Genomic DNA, 20278 nt, shown 5'->3' on the forward strand with positions numbered 1-20278 from the left:
TATGTGTGGATTTACAGGTATAATCAGTAAAAAAGAATACAATGACGATTCAATCAGGTCGATGCTTGAGAGTATTCGTCACAGGGGACCCGACAATCTTTCGTTTTATGAAAACGAGAACCTGCATCTCGGTTTTGCGAGACTTCAAATAATTGATTTGGATCCGAGAAGCAACCAACCGATGATTGACGAAGAAACAGGGGCGGTTATTGTCTTTAACGGCGAAGTTTACAATTACAAAGAACTTCGACAAGACCTACAAGGAAACGGCGTCAAATTTAAAACGACATCCGACACGGAAGTTATTTTAAAGGGATATTTAAAATACGGAAAGAGCATTCTTTCGAAATTGAGGGGAATGTTTGCATTTGCAATATTCCACAAGAATAAAGTTTTTATGGCGCGCGACCATTTTGGAATAAAGCCGCTTTATTATGGGTTTAACGACAAGGGCGAATTTATTTTCGGTTCGGAGTTAAAGGCGCTCATTTCAAATAAATTTTTCTCGCCGAGACTTAATAATAATTCACTTTTTTCATATCTTGAACTGCAACATGTTTGCGGCGAAGACACTATGATTGAAGGCATTAAACGTCTTAAAAACGGACATTATTTGGAGATTTCAAATATTGAAGACTCGCTATATCCGATTACCGGAGAATATTTCCAATTTCAAATGTCAAACGACAAGATTACAGATTTGGACGATGCAGTTTATATGATACGAAAAGCTGTTCACAACAGTGTAGAACTTCATAAAAATGCGGATGTTAAGGTCGGAACATTTTTGTCGGGCGGTATCGACTCGAGCTATATCACGGCGCTCACAAAGCCGGAGATGAGTTTTAGTGTAGGATTTAGCGAAGAGGAAGGCAAGTTTGACGAAAGCGGACTTGCGAAAAAACTGTGTGAAATTTTGGGTATAAAACTCAATAGACTTATAATCGACAAAAATGAAGTTTTGGAAAATTTGGACGACATAATATATCATCTCGACGAACCGCAGGCGAATTTGTCGAGCATTCCTCTATATTTTCTCTCAAAACTTGCGCGTGAAAATGCGACTGTTGTTTTGAGTGGAGAAGGAGCGGATGAATTTTTCGGCGGATATGACCTTTATCGCGAAGACAGTGCCATTGAAAAATATTTAAAACTTCCGAAAAATTTGAGAAGAGGTTTGAAAGGTGCTTCGAAAATATTACCGGATTCATCGTTAAAAAGACGTATGGAAAAGGGAGCGCTTGAGCCGAAGGATTTATTTGTAGGTGAAGCAAATATAAGCTCGCCATCAGAAGTTAGAGATATTTTAAGTAATAGATACAAAGACGGAATGGAAGCAAGACAATTCACATCGAAATTTTTCAAAAATGTGGATGAATTGAGCGGAAAACAACTTGTCGATTTGAACAGTTTCATGCAATATGACATACTTTTAAAGGGAGACAGAATGAGCATGGCTCACAGTCTGGAACTCAGGGTTCCGTTTTTGGACCTCGAAGTTTGGAGCGTTGCAAGAAGACTTTCGAGCGATTTGAAAGTGAGAGGAAATGTCACGAAGTTTGCTCTAAGAGAAGCTGCAAAAGAAGTGCTTCCTGAGGAATGGTACACGAGACCGAAGAAGGGCTTCCCGGTTCCTTTCAGAGATTTTTTAAAGGAAGATAATTTTTATAATAAATTCTACGAAGTGCTTTCGAGTGAACTATGCGATGACTTTTTCGACAGAAGTACAGTTCTAGATATGCTCAAGGAGCACAAGGACGGCGTTAAGAGAAATCATAGAAGACTTTACTCATACTATGTATTTTTGGTTTGGTATGATTTATATATTAACAGGAGGGGAATATGTTAAGAAAAGATGTTGACGAAAAATTAAAATGGGATTTGACCGATCTCGTAAAAGATGACGAAGATTTTGAAAAGAAACTTGAAGAAAAAGTATCACTTTCAAAAAAGATTTTTGAATTCAAGGGAAAAATAAAAGATTTAAAAACGCTCGAAGAAGTTTTGAAACTTTATGAAAAATATCTTGAAGTCGACAGCCTTGTCGGCGGTTTTGCAAATCTTTATTTTTCAGAAGACGGCACAAATACAAAGGCATATGGCTATTTGGAAGAATATGACAAAGCGGACACCGCTTCTTCAGCCAATATGTCATTTTTAGACGATGAAATAATGGAACTTTCAGACGATGTTTTGGATGAAGCGCTTGAAAAGCTTGACTTTGCACTTGTTTATTTGAGAAGACTCAAAAAAGATAAGGCGCACAAGCCGCCTTTTGCAGTTGTTGACGCTCTCACAAAGTTGAATCCTGTATTTAATGCTCCTTATGGAATTTGGGAAGGCGCAATTGCAGGCGACGTAAGATTTAACAGTTTGAAACTTGACAAAGAAGTGCCTATGACTTTCGGTCTTTATGAAGATAAATATGAAGGTTCATCAGACACGGAGCTCAGAAGAAAATCTTTCGAAGAATTTGTGAGTGTTATGAGAAAATATCAAACGACTCTCGCTCTAAACTACAACACGCAACTGAAAGCGGAAAAAGCTCTCAGCGAAATCTATGGTTTTGAAAGTGTATTCGATTATCTTCTGGACCTTCAAGACATCAGACGTGAAGTTTATGAGGATCATATTGATACGCTGAAAAGAGAACTTCCGAAGCATATGAGAAAATATGCAAAACTTGTCAAGGAAAAATATGGGCTCGATAAAATGACATATGCGGATCTTAAAGCGCCGCTTATGCCTGAGTTTGAAAAAGAAATCTCAATTGAAGACAGCAAGGATTATTTGAGAAAAGGACTTGCAATTTTCGGCGAAGACTACGTGAATGAAACTTTAAAACACATTGACAACAAGTGGATTGACTTTGCACAAAATGAAGGAAAATCAACGGGTGCATTCTGTGACCCTTATTATCAACTCCACTCATATGTTCTAATCAGCTGGATGGGAAAGATGGAAGACGTTTTCGTGCTTGCTCACGAACTAGGTCACGCCGGACACGGACGCTATTCGTCGATGGACAATTCAATCATAAATACTGAAAGTTCAATGTATATAAGCGAAATGCCGTCGACTTGCAACGAAATGCTTCTTGCAAATTATTTGATCAACAGCACGGATGATGAAGAATTTAAAAAGTGGGTAAGAGTTCAAATGATTGAAAGAACATATTATCACAATTTTGTAACCCACGGAATTGAAGCGATTTATCAAAGAGAAGTCTATAGAAGAACAGACAAGGGCGAAAACATTAATGCTGACAAGCTGAATGAAATCTTTAGAAACACTCTCGAAGAATTCTGGGGCGACGATGTTGAAATTCTTCCGGGAAGCGAACTCACGTGGATGCGCCAACCGCATTACTTTATGGGACTTTATCCGTTCACATATCAAGCGGGCCTTTCAATCGGAACTGAGCTTTTCAGAAAACTTCAAACAAGCACCGACAGCGAAAAGAAAGAAATTATTGAAAATTACAAAGAAACAATGAAGACGGGCGGAAAACTTTCCCCTGAAGATTGGGCAAAGAAACTCGGAGTGCAAATTGAAGGCGGTAAAGCACTTAAAGACACTATACAATATATCGGCGAAATTATTGATGAAATTTCGAAATAATGTTTTAAACCTATTAAATGGGGTATCCATTTAGTAGGTTTTATTTTTATGATTTAATTCGACGATAGAAGATTATATAATAAGACTTAACTTTTACAAATTAAAGTGTTGACTATTATACCTTAATGTGATATAATAAGACAAAGAATACTAATTAATGAGGAGGAATGGAATATGAAAACAGACGTACAGATTGCACAAGAAGCAAAAATGCTTTACATTGACGAAATAGCGGAACAATTGGGAATTGCAAAGGAAGATTTGTTCCAATACGGTCACTATATGGCAAAGATTGAACCGGTGGTTTATGAAAGACTTAAAGACAAAAAGGACGGAAAACTCGTTCTCGTAACAGCTATCTCACCTACACCGGCAGGAGAAGGAAAGACAACTGTTAATATCGGTCTTTCAATGGGACTTAACAAAATCGGCAAGAAAGCAATTTCTGCATTAAGAGAACCTTCACTCGGACCATCTTTCGGAGTTAAAGGCGGTGCAGCAGGGGGAGGATATGCACAAGTTGTTCCTATGACAAATATCAATCTTCACTTCACAGGTGACTTCCACGCAATTACAGCTGCAAACAACCTTATTGCCGCAATGCTCGACAACCACATTCACCAAGGTAACGAACAACAAATCGACGTAAGAAGAGTTGTTTGGAAGAGAGTTCTCGATATGAACGACAGAGCTTTGAGACAAGTTGTTGTTGGTCTTGGCGGAGTTTCAAACGGATATCCTCGTGAAGACGGATTTGATATTACAGTTGCTTCTGAAATTATGGCAATTTTATGTTTGTCAAACAGCTTAGAAGAATTCAAAGAAAAAGTTTCAAATATTGTTATTGCATATAGAAGAGATAAATCACCTGTATTTGTTAAAGACATCAACGCACAAGGCGCTGTTACGGTTCTTATGAAGGATGCAATTTTACCTAACTTGGTACAAACACTCGAAAATACACCGGCAATTTTACACGGTGGACCTTTCGCAAATATTGCGCACGGATGTAACTCAATTCTTGCAACAAAATATGCTCTGAAACTTGCTGATTACACTGTAACGGAAGCAGGATTCGGTGCTGACCTCGGAGCTGAAAAATTCTTCGACATCAAATGCAGAATGGGTGATTTACATCCGAATGCAGTTGTTATTGTTGCAACAATAAGAGCTCTAAAACATCACGGGGGAGTTACAAAAGAAGATTACGACAAGGAAAATCTTGATGCACTTAAAAAAGGTTTCGAAAACTTGAAAAAGCACATGGAAAATGTTGCTAAATTCGGAGTTCCTTCAGTTGTAGCAATAAATCAATTCCCAACAGACACAGAAGCTGAAATTGAACTCTTAAAAGAACTTGTTGAAAAAGAAGGAAGAAAATGTGTTCTTTCTCAAGTATTCGCAAAAGGCGGTGAAGGGGCTGTCGATTTGGCAAAAGAAGTTGTCAGAGTTTGCGAAGAAGAAGAGTCACACTTCAAACCGCTCTACGATGTAAATGATACAATCGAAAACAAAATCACAACGATTGCAAAGGAAATTTACGGAGCAAAAGATGTAATCTTTACAAAAGAAGCAAAGAAATCAATCAAGAGAATTGTTGAAAATGGAATGGACAAGGTTCCTGTATGTATGGCAAAGACTCAATACTCACTTTCCGACGATCCGAAACTACTCGGAGCACCGAAAGATTTTGAACTTACAGTAAGAAATGTAAGAATTTCAAACGGCGCAGGATTTGTTGTAGCTCTTACAGGCGACATTATGACAATGCCGGGATTACCGAAAGTTCCTGCCGCAAACAATATCGATATAAAAGAGGACGGCGAAATAGTCGGACTATTTTAGAATAAATTTTAAGGAGGATTAGAAATGGCTTATAATTCCAGACTTAAGAGTGAACAAACGGATGCTTTATTTGAAGCTATTCTGACATTGGACACCATGGATGATTGCTACAGATTCTTTGAAGACATATGCACAATAAAAGAAATTCAAGCAATTGCACAAAGATTAGAAGTAGCAAAACAATTGAGAGAAAACAAGACTTACAATGAAATCGAGGCTGAAACAGGTGCGTCAACCGCAACAATTTCAAGAATCAACCGTTCTTTGAATTATGGTGCGGACGGATACAATTTAATCTTTAGAAAATTGGGTTTAACAAAGGAATAGACTATGGCGGGAAGCGAATCACAGGAAATGTATCTCAAGACAATTTTGCTTTTACGCCTTGGAAATCAAACCTCAAGAAGCGTTGATGTTGCAAATGAGTTGGGATATTCTAAAGCCAGCGTTTCGCGTGCGGTTTCGCTTCTGAAAAGCGAAAAACTTATCGAGGTTGTCGAAGGTGGAGAAATTGTCTTTACAAAAAAAGGTAAGGAGAAAGCACTTTCTGTCCTTGAAAGATACAATGTTTTGGTTAAAATTCTAAAAAAGTTGGGGCTCGATGAGGAAGAAGCTGATGAGGAAGCTTGTAAGCTTGAACATGTAATCGGAGACGAATTATATGTAAAACTTAAAGAATTTTCAGAGAGGGAAGATGACTAGATGTCATCTTCTTTTTTTTGAATTATGAGTAATAAGCTTGAATATAAACCTCATTAAATGTATAATAGAAGGAGCAGATTTAAAGAGAGGAAAATTATGGATATTAAAAATTTACTTAACGAAAGTCAATATGAAGCTGTTGTCAACACTGAGGGACCGGTGCTTGTTCTTGCAGGGGCAGGCTCAGGAAAGACGAGAGTTGTTACATATAAAATAGCTTATCTTGTAAAGGAAATTGGTGTAAATCCATTTAATATTTTAGCAATCACTTTTACAAATAAAGCGGCAAATGAGATGAAGGAAAGAGCCGAAGAGCTCTTAGAAAGGTCTATAAACGGAATGTGGATCGGAACTTTTCACAGCATTTGTGTACGAATTTTAAGAAAACATTATTCCTCTAATTTTACTATTTATGATACACAGGACAGTTTAAATCTTATAAAAAGAATTGTTAAGGACAGAAATTTGGACAGCGACCAGTTTAAACCTAAGTCCATAAAAAACAGGATTTCGGATTTTAAAAACAAGGGTATGGGAGTTAAAGAATTTCAAGAATTTGCCGGAAGCGATTTTTATTTAAAGATTGTCGGAGAAGTGTTTTTTGATTATGAAGCGGCGATGAAAGAGGCGAATGCACTCGATTTCGACGACCTTCTTTTAAAAACGGTAAAACTTTTTGAAGCAAATCCAAGTGTTTGTGAAGAGTATTCAAAAAAATTCGACTATATATTTGTCGACGAATATCAAGACGTAAATGACATACAATATAAATTTATCAAGGCAATTTCTCATGTACACAACAATTTAACAGTTGTAGGTGATGAGAACCAAAGTATTTATGCGTTCAGAGGAGCGAATCTTGAAAACATTTTAAATTTTGAAAGGGACTTCAAGGGTGCGAAAGTTATTTATCTGAATCAAAACTATCGCTCGACCAAAAGTATTTTGGATGCGGCAAATCATTTGATTTTAAACAATCCGCAAAAATATAAAAGGGAACTTCTTGCGACGAAGGCTGACGATGAAAAAGTTAAGTGCTACAATCTCATGACAGGAGATGACGAGGCTTATAAGGTTTTAGAAATCATTGAAAAATTGAAAGATGATGGAGAAAAATATAGCGACATAGCGATTTTATACAGAACAAATAATCAGTCGAGAGCATTTGAAGATGTGTTTGTAAGAAATTCCGTGCCGTATGAGATTATCGGCGGTATAAGGTTCTACGACAGAAAAGAAGTCAAGGACGTACTTGCTTATTTGAAACTTTTAAACAATCCTTTCGATTCTGTAAGTTTTGAAAGAATTGTGAATACTCCGAGGCGCGGGGTCGGACCGAAGACACTCGGCGATTTGAATGAATACAGACTGGTCACGGGAAAGGATTATTTTGAAACACTTTCCGATATCGGAACAAAATCCGCAAAAAAATTCGGAGAAGATTTTATAAGAATCAGAGAAGTGATGAACGATGTTCCTCTAAGCGAACTTGTGGACATCGTACTTGAAAAGTCGGAATATTTAAAAGAGCTTAAAGTTTCAAAGAATCCGGAAGATGAGTCAAGAGTTCAAAACGTTTATGAATTTGTAAGCTATGTAAAAGAATATGAAGAAAAAAATCCGGAGTCTGAACTTTCAGAAATGTTAAATGAAATTTCTCTCCTTTCGGACATAGATCAGTCCAAAGAAGAGGACAAAGTTGTGCTTATGACGGTGCACTCTTCAAAGGGGTTGGAGTTTAGAAATGTCTTCGTTGTCGGACTTGAAGAGGGACTCTTCCCGTCCAGAATGAGTATGGAAGACGAAAAGGATATAGAAGAAGAAAGGCGGTTGTTTTATGTCGCGCTCACAAGAGCAAGGGACAGACTTTTCCTTACTTCCGCAGATTCCAGAATGATTTACGGTCAAACTATTTATTCGAAGAACAGCAGATTCCTTGAAGAAATCAAAGATTTTGTTGAGATAGAGGATGAGACTGTGAAATCGAGAGCAAAAACGGAAGGAAAGCCGATTCCGAGACCGACGAACTTTACCGGTAAAATCGGTTTGGGTGCAAAGAAAGAAAAGGCGGGAAGTTTTAATATCGGAGACAAGGTTATTCATAAGATGTGGGGCGAAGGAACGGTTGTGACATTGGTCGGCGACGACATTACAATTGCATTTCCGTCAAAGGGCTTGAAAAAATTGAAAGCTTCAATCGCACCGCTTACAAAAAAGTAGGTGAAAAATGCTTGAAAAGATGAGGGAGCTTGTCGATAAGCTGAACCTGTACAACTATCATTACTATACTTTGGACGACCCTATTGTGGTCGATGCGGTGTATGATAAATTGTATCAGGAACTTGTCGACATGGAAAATAAATATAAATTCAACTTTTTAGATTCGCCGACAACAAGAGTCGGTGGAGAGCTTTTAAAAGGTTTTGAAAAATATACGCACGAAAGACCGCTTTGGAGCCTTCAAAAGTCGCAATCGACGGATGAGCTTGTTGAATGGGCAAAAAGAGCGGAGAAGCTGAGGGCGGAGTACAACAATTCACATGATGATAAACTTCCGCCTATTCAGTATGTTACGGAATTCAAATTTGACGGACTCACTTGTAATCTCACATATGAGTCGGGATATCTTAAAGTTGCGGCAACGCGTGGAAACGGCGTTGTCGGAGAAAATATTACAGCACAGGCAAGAACCATAAAAAACATTCCGACAATGATTGACTATACCGGACATATCGAGATTCAGTGTGAGGCATATATGCCGCTTTCGGAGCTTGAAAGATACAATAAAACTGCGGAAATACCTTTGAAGAATGCAAGAAATGCTGCGGCAGGGGCTCTTAGAAATCTCGACACGAGGGAAACCGAAAAAAGGAATCTGAGAGTGTTTGCATATAACATCGGATATATGGACGATTTTAATTTTAAAAATCACATAGAAACGCTTGATTTTTTGAAAAAAGAAGGTTTTCCGGTTAACGATTTTCATCCGCTCGTCGGCAGCATAGAAGAAGTTATAAAAAATATTGAATATGTAAAAGAAAAAAGGCATGAGCTAAATTACCTGACCGACGGTGCGGTTATAAAGATAAATGATATGAGGACAAGAACAGTCTTGGGGTATACGAATAAATTTCCAAGATGGGCAATTGCTTTCAAGTTCGAAGCGGAAGAAGTTGAAACAAAAGTGCTCGATGTGGTTTGGCAAGTCGGAAGGACGGGCAAGGTAACTCCTGTTGCAAAGCTTGAGCCGGTTGAAATTGCAGGGGCGATGGTAAGTTCCGCAACGCTAAACAATATCGACGATATAAAAAGAAAAGCGGTTCGAATCGGAGCGCAGGTAATTGTAAGGCGCTCGAACGAAGTTATACCGGAGATTATGGGAACAATCGGCGACACGTCGGACACAGATGAAGTGAAAATTCCAAAAACTTGTCCTTCATGCGGCACGGAACTTGTGATGGATGGGGCATATCTCGTCTGTCCGAACAAGACATATTGCAATCCGCAAATTGTTTCGAGAATAACTCACTTTGCATCGAGAAATGCGATGGACATCGAAGGGCTTAATGAAAAAACGGTCGACTCGATGGTGCAAAACTTAGGCATTAACGATGTGAGCGATTTATATACGCTTACAAAGGAAGATTTACTGAAACTGCCGCTGTTTGGAGATAAAAGGGCGGACAATCTTATGAATGCGCTTCAAAAATCAAAGCTTAGAGAACTTCACCGATTTATTTTCGGACTCGGGATAAACGAAGTCGGCGTAAGGACGGCGACGGATTTGGCGAAGAGGTTCAAGACTTTTGACAATTTCAGAAATGCGACATTTGAGGAACTTACATCGGTAGACGGAGTCGGAGATGTGATTGCGAATAATATTCTAAATTATTTCAATCACGAAGGAGAACAGGAACTCATAAAGAGACTTCTGGAATTTGGAGTAAATACAATAGAGCATGACGAAGAAGTGAAAGAAGGATTTTTCACGGACAAGACGGTAGTCATTACCGGGACTTTTTCTTCGATGAAGCGCGATGAAATTAAGGCATATATTGAAAAAGAGGGCGGTAAAGCGACGTCTTCCGTTTCGAAAAAAACGGATTTGGTTTTAGTTGGAGAAAATCCGGGCTCGAAACTGGACAAGGCAAACGAACTCGGAATCGAAATTATGAATGAAAATGAGCTAATGGAGGTTATTAATGGATAAAGAGACTTATTATAATTTGCTCGACCTTGCAAAATTTAAAGATCAGGGCGACGAATTTTATGAAAAACTCGTGGACTGTATGGATGTATTAAAATCTATTGAAGATTTTAAAGAGACGGGAGAAAAAATGTACAATGTCAACCCGGCTGAAAAACATCCGTCAAAAGACGAGCCGAAGCCGTCACTCACAAATGAAGAAGCGACAAGAAATGCAGTTTCTGAAAAATATGGATTTATCGAAACTATAAAATATGTGGGGGAAGACTAATGAGATATTTACATGAAACTTTAAAATTAATAAAATCCGGCGAGCTCTCACCTGAGGAACATCTCGAAGATATAATTTCAGGTCTTGACAAAGACAAGGAAATAAACAGTTTTATCACGCTCGATTTGGACGGAGCAAGAGAAAGAGTTAAAAACATTAATCCGAGCGGCGAGCTTTACGGGGCAGTTGTCGGACTCAAGGACAATATAAACTACAAAGGTCTTAAAACGACATGCGCATCGAAAATGCTTGAGAATTTCGAGAGTGTTTATAACGCCGACTGTGCAGAAAATATTGAATCTGAAGGCGGAGTTGTAATAGGAAAGCTCAATATGGACGAGTTTGCAATGGGAAGCTCGAACGAAACTTCATATTTCGGTCCTGTAAAAAATCCGATCGACCACACACTTGTGCCGGGCGGCTCAAGCGGTGGATCCGCAGCTGCAACGAAGATGGGTTTTGTCGACGTTGCAGTCGGCACAGATACGGGCGGCTCGATAAGACAACCGGGCTCATTCTGTGGTGTTGTAGGCTTTAAACCGACATATGGTCTCGTCTCGAGATACGGTGTTACATCTCTTGCAAATACATTTGACAGCGTCGGAACTTTCGGAAGATGCGTTGAAGATGCATATATTCTTTTGAGAGCAATGGCGAAAGATACGTCGAACGATATGACGAAAATTTCTGTCGACATGCCGGAAATGAAGACTTCAATCGAAGAGGATATTGAAAATTTAAAGGGTAAAAAAATTGCAATTTTAAGTCACCTTAAAGATTTTGATTTGGCACCGGAAGTAAAGGAAAGCTATGACAAGACGCTAAAACTTCTTGAAGGTGCAGGAGCGGAAATTGTGGAAGCCGAATTTGAGCATTTGGATTATGCGGTTGCAACATATTATGCAATCATCGACAGCGAAGCAAGTTCCAATTTGTCACGCTTTGACGGTATAAGATATGCGGGAATAAAAAGCGACGTTAAAAATTTCAGTGACTATATGAAAGAAGTTCGTACTGCGGGTTTCAGCGACGAAGTTAAAAGAAGAATTCTTTTGGGAATGTATATCATGAGCAGCGATCTTCGTGAAACATATTATGACAAGGCGCTTATAATAAGAGAAAAGATTGCGGAAGATTACGATAGAATCTTTAAAAATGCGGATGCAATTTTAACTCCGACGGCTACAACTCTTCCGTTTAAACTCGGCTCGCAAGTTAAGAATCCGAGACAAATGATGGAAGGGGACCTTCTTACTGTTGCAATAAATCTTGCCGGAATTCCGGGAATAAATGTCCCGTCGACAAGTGAGAATGTTATAAATGCAGGAATGCAATTTTTAGGAAAGAAAAAAAGCGACTACAACTTGGCGAGAATCGCTCGTGCTTATGAAGGATTGGTGAAATAATGAAAACATTAATTGGACTTGAAATTCACGTTGAATTAAAAACGGACAGAAAAATGTTTTGCGATTGTAAAAATGCATTCGGCGATGACCCGAATGTAAACACTTGTCCTGCATGTCTCGGTATGCCGGGAGCGCTTCCGAGAATAAACAATCGTGCGATTGAATTTGCAGTTATGGCGGGACTTGCTTTTAACTGCGATATAGACAGAACTATAAAGATGGATAGAAAAAATTATTTTTATCCGGACCTTGTCAAGGGCTATCAAATTTCGCAAGACGATAGACCGATTTGTCAAAACGGATATGTTGAAATCGACGTTGACGGCAATAGAAAAAAGATTGGACTCATAAGAATTCATATGGAAGAGGACACCGGAAAAGCTCTTCACATGCAAGACAACACAACACTTATGGACTACAATCGTGCCGGAGTTCCGCTCATTGAAATTGTAACGAAGCCGGACATCGAGAGCGGGAAAGAAGCGAGAGCGTTTATTGAAAAGCTTCGTGAAACTTTGACTGAGCTTGGAGTTTCCGACTGTAAGATGGCGGAAGGTAGCCTTAGATGCGATTGCAATATCAATATTGTCGACGGAGATTTCAAAACGGAAATCACGGAAATAAAGAATATCGGCTCCACGAGAAGTGTTGAAGCGGCTCTAAATTTCGAAGAAGAAAGACATAAGAAGATGCTTGAAAATCGCGAAAAAGGTCAAAAGGACACAAGACGTTTCGATGAAACCAAAGGTGAAACTGTTCTTATGCGTGTAAAGACGACAAAGGACGACTATAGATTCGCATATGAAGGCGATATTCCGATTTTTGAAATCGAAGAAGAATTCATAGAAAATATAAAAAATAGTCTTCCGGAACTTCCGGATGAAAGAAGAGAAAGACTAAAAAAGAATTATAATCTCACCGATTATGACACAAATGTCATCGGCTCAAATAAAAATCTTTCGGACTATTTTGAAAAAGTTCAAAAAGCTACGGGTGACGTATCTCTCACATCAAATTGGATTATAAATGAACTTTTAAGAAGACTGAACGAAGATGAAACGCTTATTGAAGATTTGAAATTCGGCGTGGATGATTTTTCGTATTTATTAGGTCTTATCAAAGAAGAAAAGATAAATAACAACACGGCTAAAAAGGTTTTCAAAGAAATGTTTGACGAAGGAACAAGTCCAAAGGAAATTATTAATCGCGACGGATTGATTCAAATAAGTGACGAAGGTGCAATTTTGGACATTGTGCTTGAAGTTATAAAGGAAAATCCTCAATCGATTGAAGATATCAAACAAGGAAAAGACAGAGCGCTTGGATTCCTTGTCGGACAAGTTATGAAAAAATCGAAAGGAAAGGCAAATCCGGGTGTTGTTAATAAACTTTTAAAAGAAGAAATCGAAAAGAATTAATATATTTCCCCGACTGTTAAGGTCGGGGGATTTTTATTTGTGTAAAAATTTTTTTCGGATTTAATTTTTATGATTACTGTTACATTACATATTTAAAATGAGCCGGTTTTTCCTTGATTTACAATTGCCCATATGTTACAATTAAAAAAGTGGAGGCAAGTATGAAAAAGTTTGTTTTATCATTTTTATTTTTATTAACGATATTAAGTATAAATATAGAGGCAAGGAGTCTTAATATAAACGGCAAGATGAAAGAAGCCGTTGATGTTAAGCTGAACATAAATGGAGAGGACAAACAAAGTCCGGCTCCAAGTTTTGTCGTTGACGGGGTTACATATGTGCCCGTGAGATTTGTGTCGGAAACGCTCGGGTATAAGGTCGAGTGGATTCACAAGACTTCAACTGTAGGCATTCACGGGGACAAAACTATTTGGTTTCCGGTTGGAAAGAATTTTGTAAATATGGGGAACGGAAGAGTTGAAACTCCGAAGGGCGTAATGGCTCTTTTGATAAATCTTGACGGCGGCGCAAACGCAACAACATATGTTCCGGTCAGATATTTGAGCGAATATATGGGCAAAAAAGTCGGTTGGATTCAAAAGACGAGAACGGTCACGATTGCAGATGAAAATGCAAATGAAAATACTACAGTGACTGATTTGATTGATGCTCCGGAAATTAAAAATCCACCGCCAACTGAAGAAATCGTGCCTCCAAAAGAAGAGACTACGGGAAAAGTTACGCTACAAGCTAAAAATGTGGATTATGATTCAAGTACGGTAAAGCTTATATTTACATTTAATGAAAAACCGAATTATGAAATCAAGGTTGGAGAAACTTCCACAACTATAATTGTAAAGAACGCCGATGTAAACAAATCCCTTGTCGGTCAAGACAAAAGTATGATTCAAAACTCGGACAAATATATTATTCAAAAGCAAGGTAATGACCTTGTAATATCTTTCAACAAGACTAAGGGCGAGATTACAGTTTATGACAGTGACGATGGTAAGAGTATCATTGTCACTGATACTTTTTTATTTTCGAACATTACAAGAGAGAATGTGAACGGGAAAGAAAGTATTGTAATAAAAAATATGGGAAAACAAAATTATAATAAGATGATTCTCGAAAATCCGAAGAGAATAATTCTGGATTTTATGGACTCGAATATGGCATCGGGTCACTACAAAGAGTTTCCTATAGAGCTTGGCTTTGTAAAATATATCAGAAGCAGTCAATTTATTCCGGATAAAAACTATAAAAAAACAGACAGAATCGTCAGGGTGGTTTTTGATATTGAAAAAGATGTGGAACACCCGAACCTTGTTATAAAAACTGTGGGTAACGATCTTGTTGTTACTCCGGAAAGAACGCTTTATGACAATTTTAAATTTAGAACTACAGGGACTACAAGAAGTCTTACAATTAGAGGGTTAACTCCGGATGTACCGTTTAATTACGATTCTGTGAACAATAAAATCACTATGAATGTCGGGACAAGAATTCCGGACGGTTCTATAAAATATAACGACAGCCTTATTAAAGACCTCGACGTTACAAACGGAGTTCTCACTATAAATCTTTTGAGAGCGGTTTCGGTCAATGTGGATTCGAGGTCGCCTGAGATGACTCTTAATATTTCAAGAATTAAGACCGGAAATAACAGCGACTACTTTATTTTGCTTGACCCGGGACACGGCGGAACCGATCCGGGCGCAATTCACACTCCGTCGGGCGTAAAAGAAGTTGACGTTATAAAACCGATTCAAAGGCTTTTGGAAAGCAGACTTGTTTCAATGGGATACAGGGTTCAAAAGACGAACGACACAGAAGATTCGTATATAGAATTGTCCGATAGAGTGAAAATGTCCAACAATTTAAAGCCGGACGTTTTTATATCCATTCATGCGGATATCGTAGAATATGGGTCTGCAAAAGGTGCTACAGTATATTATTATTCGTCAGCGTCTATGGAACCGAATCAAAAAGAATTCGGTAAGATGGTAGTGGATGCAATAGAAAGAGCAATTGGAGAAAAAACGCGCGGACTCAAAACGGAAAAATATTATGTTTTAAAGAATACAAAAGCGCCGGCAATATTGATTGAAACAGGTTTTTTAAGTAATGAAGCTGAAAGGGCAAAGCTTTTAGATCCGGAATATCAATCAAAACTGGTTGACGGCATTATTAACGGAATAGAGGATTTTTTGGAGGAATATAGATAATGAGAATCGTTGTGGCGAGCGGAAACAACCATAAAATCACGGAGATAAAACACATGCTCTCGGATTTGGACTTCGATGTAAAAAGTGTTTATGAAATTGAAAAGAATTACGATGAGCCGGATGAAAACGGTCAGACATTTGAAGACAATGCATTTATTAAAGCGAATGCGATAAGAAATATTTTTAAGGATTCATATGTATTGTCGGATGATTCCGGGCTTATGGTGGATGCATTAAACGGAGAACCGGGAGTTCACAGCGCGAGGTATGCGGGAGATGAACACGATGATGACAAAAACAATGCTCTCCTTCTAAAAAAACTTGAAAATGTTAAAAAAAAAGACAGAACTGCAAACTTTGTTTCGGTATTATGTTTGATAACGCCGGAAGGAGAAAAATATTTTTTTAGAGGCGAATGTGAAGGCGAGATTATTTTTGAAAGAAGGGGCGACAACGGTTTCGGATATGACCCATATTTTCTTCCGAAAGGAAAATCGAAGACATTTGCAGAAATGGTTGAGAGCGAAAAGAATGAAATAAGCCACAGAAGACGTGCGCTAGATAAGCTTAGAAATTATTTCAGCGAAAAATATTAAAACAGATAAAAAGATAAAATCTCAAGGTTGATATTTGGACGGATATTAAACCTTGAGATTTTTTTATTTTTTTCAAAAAAGGTATTGACATAAATATGAAAATGGTGTACTATATATCTAGTACAACGACATGGAAATTGAAAGGAGAAAATATGAATGGTACTTCAAAAGGTTTAGTTTTTTTGATTTCAATAATTGCAGCAAATTATATATATTATGCTGTTAAGATTTCGAAGATTAAGAAGATGAAATCGCTTGAGGAAAGTCAACTTGTTGAGCTGAACTTCTCAAAATCAATTCAAATAATATCAATGCTTGTTATGGCTATTTTAGTCATTATGCTCACATGGAGCATGGGATGGTAGAAAGGAAGGAAAATATGAAGGTACTGGAAACTAACGGTTTAAGTATGAATTACGGCACGAAAAAAGCTTTGAGCGATGTCAGCGTGTCGGTTAACGCCGGTGAAATTTACGGTTTGGTAGGGAAAAACGGAGCGGGAAAGACGACTTTAATGAAAATTGTTTTGGGTCTTCTTCCGGGATATGGCGGAGAATTAAAGCTTTTCGAATCGGAAAACTTAGGAGATGGAAGAAAAAATATAGGTGCGCTTATTGAGACGCCGGTATTTTTTGAAAATATGACGGGCTATCAAAATCTTAAATACTATAGAATGGCATACGGTCTTGACAGTTCAATAGATTTGGAAGAGTTGTTAAGCGACGTAAAACTTGCCGATGCACGCGATAAAAAATTCAAGGCTTATTCGCTCGGTATGAAACAAAGACTTGGAATCGCATTTTCACTTTTAGGAAATCCGGATTTTCTTGTGCTTGACGAACCGATTAACGGGATTGACCCTGAGGGAATTGTTGAAATAAGAAATCTATTAAAGGATCTTGCAAATAAAGGCAAGACAATTTTAATCAGTTCACACATTTTGAGCGAACTCGAGCATCTTTGTGACAGAATTTGTATAATTGAAAATGGCGAAGTCGTCGATTTAATAGAGTCAAAGAAAGATAAAAAGCTAAGATATCACACTGTCATAAAGACTAGTGACGACAATAAGTTTAAGAAAATTTTAGAAGAATTAAAAATTGAAATTTCAAAAGATAGTGTTATTGTCGGTGATTTTGACATAGATAAGGTACTCAAAAAAGTTTATGAAAATGGACTTGGCATTGTTGAAATTGAAAGAAGAAAAGATAATCTTGAAGAATATTATCTCGGACGTTTGGAAGGGAGGAACAAATAATGTTTTCATATTTAAAAGCTGAATTATATAGAACAAGAAAGAGAATGCCAAATATACTCCTTTTAATTTTCGGATTGATTGGGATAGGACTTTCTTATTATGTAACTGCAAAATATTCAACGACCAAGTCGTCGTCAACTTTTCTTTCGAATGTCTACAGCATTGTTCAACAAGTTGTTCCTTTTATGGCGATTATGATTGCAACAGCTTCATTTAAAAGAAGAGAGGAAATGAGAAACTATTTCCAAAGGGGAATGAGCCGTTTGAATCCGGTTATCGGTGACTATCTCGTTTCAGTTTTGACAACTATTGTGTTTGCTTTCATTTTTACAGCAATTACAGTGGCTCTTTCATACACATTTAAAGACTTGCCGGCGGAAAAATTTGACATATATATAACGCCGAAAATGTTTATATACAGCATTTTGACAATTGTCTCAATGATAATCTGTATGCTTGGAGGAATTCATCTTTTTTATGAACTCACAAATTTACAGGGTGCAACAGTTGCAATAAGCTTTTTGTATTACTTCTTTGCACCGATAATATTTAAAGCTACGGGACTTGTAAGCCTTGACTCATGGCTCGGAAGACTTGCCGATTGGTTCACAAGGCTCTCGCCGCTTGAATACGGTCCGGTTTTTGATAATTTATTTCAAATAGGTTTAAATCCGTTCAGTGAAAAATGGTTCGGAATAATGATATTTGTAAATATTATTTTAGCAACGGCAATAAGATATTTAGTTATTAAAAGGAAAAGATACTAGGGGCAAATATGAATTTCAATGAAGATAGGCCTATCTTTCTTCAGTTGGCTGAAATATTTATTCAAGAACTCGTTTCGGGAGAGATTAAGAAATCGGACAAACTTCCGTCGGTTCGCGAAATAGCAAAGACATATAAAGTGAACCCAAACACTGTGACAAGATCTATCGACGAACTTGTGGGGACCGGTCTTTTCGAAGTGAAAAGAGGAATGGGGACATATGTCATAGACGATGAAGCCAAGATTAGAGAAAAAAGGCGTTCATATATAAAAAAGAGGGTTGAAAACACCTTGGAAGAATTTCAAAATTTGGGAATTGATAAAAATGAATTTGTAAAATTGATAATGGAGAATGACAATGGCGACAATAGTGACAGTAGATAATCTGACGAAGAAATACGGAAGAAAGATCGCTTTGGACAACATAAGCTTCAAGCTCGAAGAAGGAAAAGTTTTGGGGCTATTGGGTCCGAACGGAAGCGGAAAAACAACGCTTATAAAAATACTTTCCGCATTTCATCAAATAACATCGGGAAGAGTTGAAATTTGCGGTAAAAAACCCGGGGTAGAGACAAAAAGTATGGTCTCATACTTACCGGACAGAAATTTTTTGCCGAAATGGATGAAAATAAAAGACGCAAAAGAATATTACAACGATTTCTTCTATAATTTTAACGCTCAAACTTTTGGAGAAATGCTGGAGGTAATGAAACTTAGTGAAGATATGAAAGTTAAGGAACTTTCAAAAGGAATGCAGGAGAAACTGAACCTTTCGTTGACACTTTCAAGGGATGCGAGCTTGTATCTATTGGATGAACCGATTGGAGGAGTTGACCCTGTAGCAAGAGATATGATACTAAATTCTATTATAGACAAAGCCTTTCAAAATAAAACACTCATTGTTTCGACGCAGCTCGTAAGAGATATTGAGTCGATATTTGATGAGGTTATGATTATGAACGAAGGAAAGATTCTTGCTCATGAAACGGTGGACAATTTGAGAATGGAAAAATCTATGAGTGTAGAAGAGTTTTTCAAGGATTGCTTCGGAGGTGTGACATGCTAAAATTTATTAAATACGACATCAAGGGAAGTTTGAAAACACTTTTGGGATTTCTTTTCGGAGGATTAATTGCTTCAATTATAGTTCAGTTAACACTTAATACAAAAACTCTTGAATATCGGATTAACACATCGACAGCTTACTATTTAAAAGATGTAATAGTCGGAGCGGGAATTTTAGTTGCGGTTGTAACTGTAATATCGTTTATAGTGTATGCAATAAATTCGTTCAACAGGGAGATAAACTCGGAGACGGGATATCTCACTTTCCAAACACCTGAAAAAATGTGGAAAATGGTGGCATCTAAACTAATTGTTATGGGGGTATGGTCTTTTATTTATCTTATTGTTGGAATATATTTTAACATTCTCCTTTCAATTATAATAGAAGGTGCAACGACGAGTGCAAATTTTGATTATTCGGAAGTTATAGGTAATGAACTTTTCTATATATTTATATCTGATATAGTAATGACTCTTTCGCTTATTTATCTATCCCTCTCTATATCAAAAACAACTATAAAATACAAAAAACTTAATTGGATGTGGATAGTGATTTTAATCCTTCTTATAGTCGCATATTCGTATATTAAATCGTATATATTTTCTCTTAGAATTAGAGAACTTTTGCCGGGGCAGGCTCTTCTATATTATCCTTTAGGTGTAGAATTAAGAGATGGGGATCAAATATACTATGTGTTGATGAACTTAATATTTACAGTAGTAAATGTTTATTTAACCGGGTTAATATTAGATAAAAAAATAAATTTATAGATATAAAAGCTTCGATATTTCACATCGGAGCTCTTTACATATATTATACTTTTGAATAATATTAATTTTACAATTTGTTTTAAATGCACATAATATAAATATATATGAAATATAAACGCGTTTA

18 protein-coding genes are annotated in these 20278 nt (G+C 37.3%); all 18 read left to right on the forward strand.

What is annotated here, in order from left to right:
- The first annotated feature begins 1 nt into the window (after nucleotide 1).
- The 18 genes from asnB (at nucleotide 2) to SPI61_RS04715 (ending at nucleotide 20154) form a co-directional block, all read left to right on the forward strand.
- On the forward strand, nucleotides 2-1849 hold the full coding sequence (asnB, locus tag SPI61_RS04630; RefSeq protein WP_321136950.1) for an asparagine synthase (glutamine-hydrolyzing): 1848 nt from the start codon (nucleotides 2-4) through the stop codon (nucleotides 1847-1849).
- A complete protein-coding gene (locus tag SPI61_RS04635) occupies nucleotides 1843-3621 on the forward strand; it encodes a M3 family oligoendopeptidase (protein WP_321136951.1) in 1779 nt (592 codons plus the stop codon). Before asnB ends, SPI61_RS04635 begins: the two co-directional genes overlap by 7 nt.
- 174 nt (nucleotides 3622-3795) lie before the next feature.
- Nucleotides 3796-5466: a formate--tetrahydrofolate ligase gene (locus SPI61_RS04640; protein ID WP_321136952.1), complete on the forward strand. Its 1671-nt coding sequence runs from the start codon at nucleotides 3796-3798 to the stop codon at nucleotides 5464-5466.
- Nucleotides 5467-5490: 24 nt separating this feature from the next.
- Nucleotides 5491-5793, forward strand: a complete 303-nt coding sequence (locus SPI61_RS04645; protein WP_034546083.1) for a YerC/YecD family TrpR-related protein — start codon at nucleotides 5491-5493, stop codon at nucleotides 5791-5793.
- 3 nt (nucleotides 5794-5796) lie between these two features.
- Nucleotides 5797-6168, forward strand: a complete 372-nt coding sequence (locus SPI61_RS04650; RefSeq protein ID WP_321136953.1) for a metal-dependent transcriptional regulator — start codon at nucleotides 5797-5799, stop codon at nucleotides 6166-6168.
- Between the two features lie 96 nt (nucleotides 6169-6264).
- A complete protein-coding gene (locus SPI61_RS04655; RefSeq protein ID WP_321136954.1) occupies nucleotides 6265-8388 on the forward strand; it encodes an ATP-dependent helicase in 2124 nt (707 codons plus the stop codon).
- A gap of 7 nt (nucleotides 8389-8395) precedes the next feature.
- On the forward strand, nucleotides 8396-10378 hold the full coding sequence (ligA, locus tag SPI61_RS04660; protein ID WP_321136955.1) for an NAD-dependent DNA ligase LigA: 1983 nt from the start codon (nucleotides 8396-8398) through the stop codon (nucleotides 10376-10378).
- Nucleotides 10371-10646 (forward strand): hypothetical protein, encoded by a 276-nt coding sequence (locus SPI61_RS04665; RefSeq protein ID WP_321136956.1) that lies wholly within the window; start codon nucleotides 10371-10373, stop codon nucleotides 10644-10646. Before ligA ends, SPI61_RS04665 begins: the two co-directional genes overlap by 8 nt.
- Nucleotides 10646-12052: an Asp-tRNA(Asn)/Glu-tRNA(Gln) amidotransferase subunit GatA gene (gene gatA, locus SPI61_RS04670; RefSeq protein ID WP_321136957.1), complete on the forward strand. Its 1407-nt coding sequence runs from the start codon at nucleotides 10646-10648 to the stop codon at nucleotides 12050-12052. Before SPI61_RS04665 ends, gatA begins: the two co-directional genes overlap by 1 nt.
- Nucleotides 12052-13470 (forward strand): Asp-tRNA(Asn)/Glu-tRNA(Gln) amidotransferase subunit GatB, encoded by a 1419-nt coding sequence (gene gatB / locus SPI61_RS04675; RefSeq protein ID WP_321136958.1) that lies wholly within the window; start codon nucleotides 12052-12054, stop codon nucleotides 13468-13470. The genes gatA and gatB overlap by 1 nt, the downstream gene beginning before the upstream one ends.
- A gap of 161 nt (nucleotides 13471-13631) precedes the next feature.
- Complete coding sequence (locus tag SPI61_RS04680; protein WP_321136959.1) at nucleotides 13632-15698, forward strand: N-acetylmuramoyl-L-alanine amidase family protein; 2067 nt, start codon at nucleotides 13632-13634, stop codon at nucleotides 15696-15698.
- A complete protein-coding gene (locus SPI61_RS04685; protein WP_321136960.1) occupies nucleotides 15698-16294 on the forward strand; it encodes an XTP/dITP diphosphatase in 597 nt (198 codons plus the stop codon). The genes SPI61_RS04680 and SPI61_RS04685 overlap by 1 nt, the downstream gene beginning before the upstream one ends.
- A gap of 152 nt (nucleotides 16295-16446) precedes the next feature.
- Nucleotides 16447-16659: a hypothetical protein gene (locus SPI61_RS04690; protein WP_321136961.1), complete on the forward strand. Its 213-nt coding sequence runs from the start codon at nucleotides 16447-16449 to the stop codon at nucleotides 16657-16659.
- 14 nt (nucleotides 16660-16673) lie between these two features.
- Nucleotides 16674-17552 (forward strand): ABC transporter ATP-binding protein, encoded by an 879-nt coding sequence (locus tag SPI61_RS04695; RefSeq protein ID WP_321136962.1) that lies wholly within the window; start codon nucleotides 16674-16676, stop codon nucleotides 17550-17552.
- Nucleotides 17552-18319: a hypothetical protein gene (locus SPI61_RS04700; RefSeq protein WP_321136963.1), complete on the forward strand. Its 768-nt coding sequence runs from the start codon at nucleotides 17552-17554 to the stop codon at nucleotides 18317-18319. Before SPI61_RS04695 ends, SPI61_RS04700 begins: the two co-directional genes overlap by 1 nt.
- An 8-nt stretch (nucleotides 18320-18327) precedes the next feature.
- On the forward strand, nucleotides 18328-18702 hold the full coding sequence (locus SPI61_RS04705) for a GntR family transcriptional regulator (RefSeq protein WP_321136964.1): 375 nt from the start codon (nucleotides 18328-18330) through the stop codon (nucleotides 18700-18702).
- Complete coding sequence (locus tag SPI61_RS04710; protein ID WP_321136965.1) at nucleotides 18677-19384, forward strand: ABC transporter ATP-binding protein; 708 nt, start codon at nucleotides 18677-18679, stop codon at nucleotides 19382-19384. Before SPI61_RS04705 ends, SPI61_RS04710 begins: the two co-directional genes overlap by 26 nt.
- The gene (locus SPI61_RS04715) at nucleotides 19378-20154 is read left to right on the forward strand and encodes a hypothetical protein (RefSeq protein WP_321136966.1); all 777 of its coding nucleotides are present in this window, start codon (nucleotides 19378-19380) and stop codon (nucleotides 20152-20154) included. Before SPI61_RS04710 ends, SPI61_RS04715 begins: the two co-directional genes overlap by 7 nt.
- Nucleotides 20155-20278: the final 124 nt, after the last annotated feature.

The organism is Ezakiella sp., assembly GCF_034180565.1.
GTDB lineage: Bacteria > Bacillota > Clostridia > Tissierellales > Peptoniphilaceae > Ezakiella.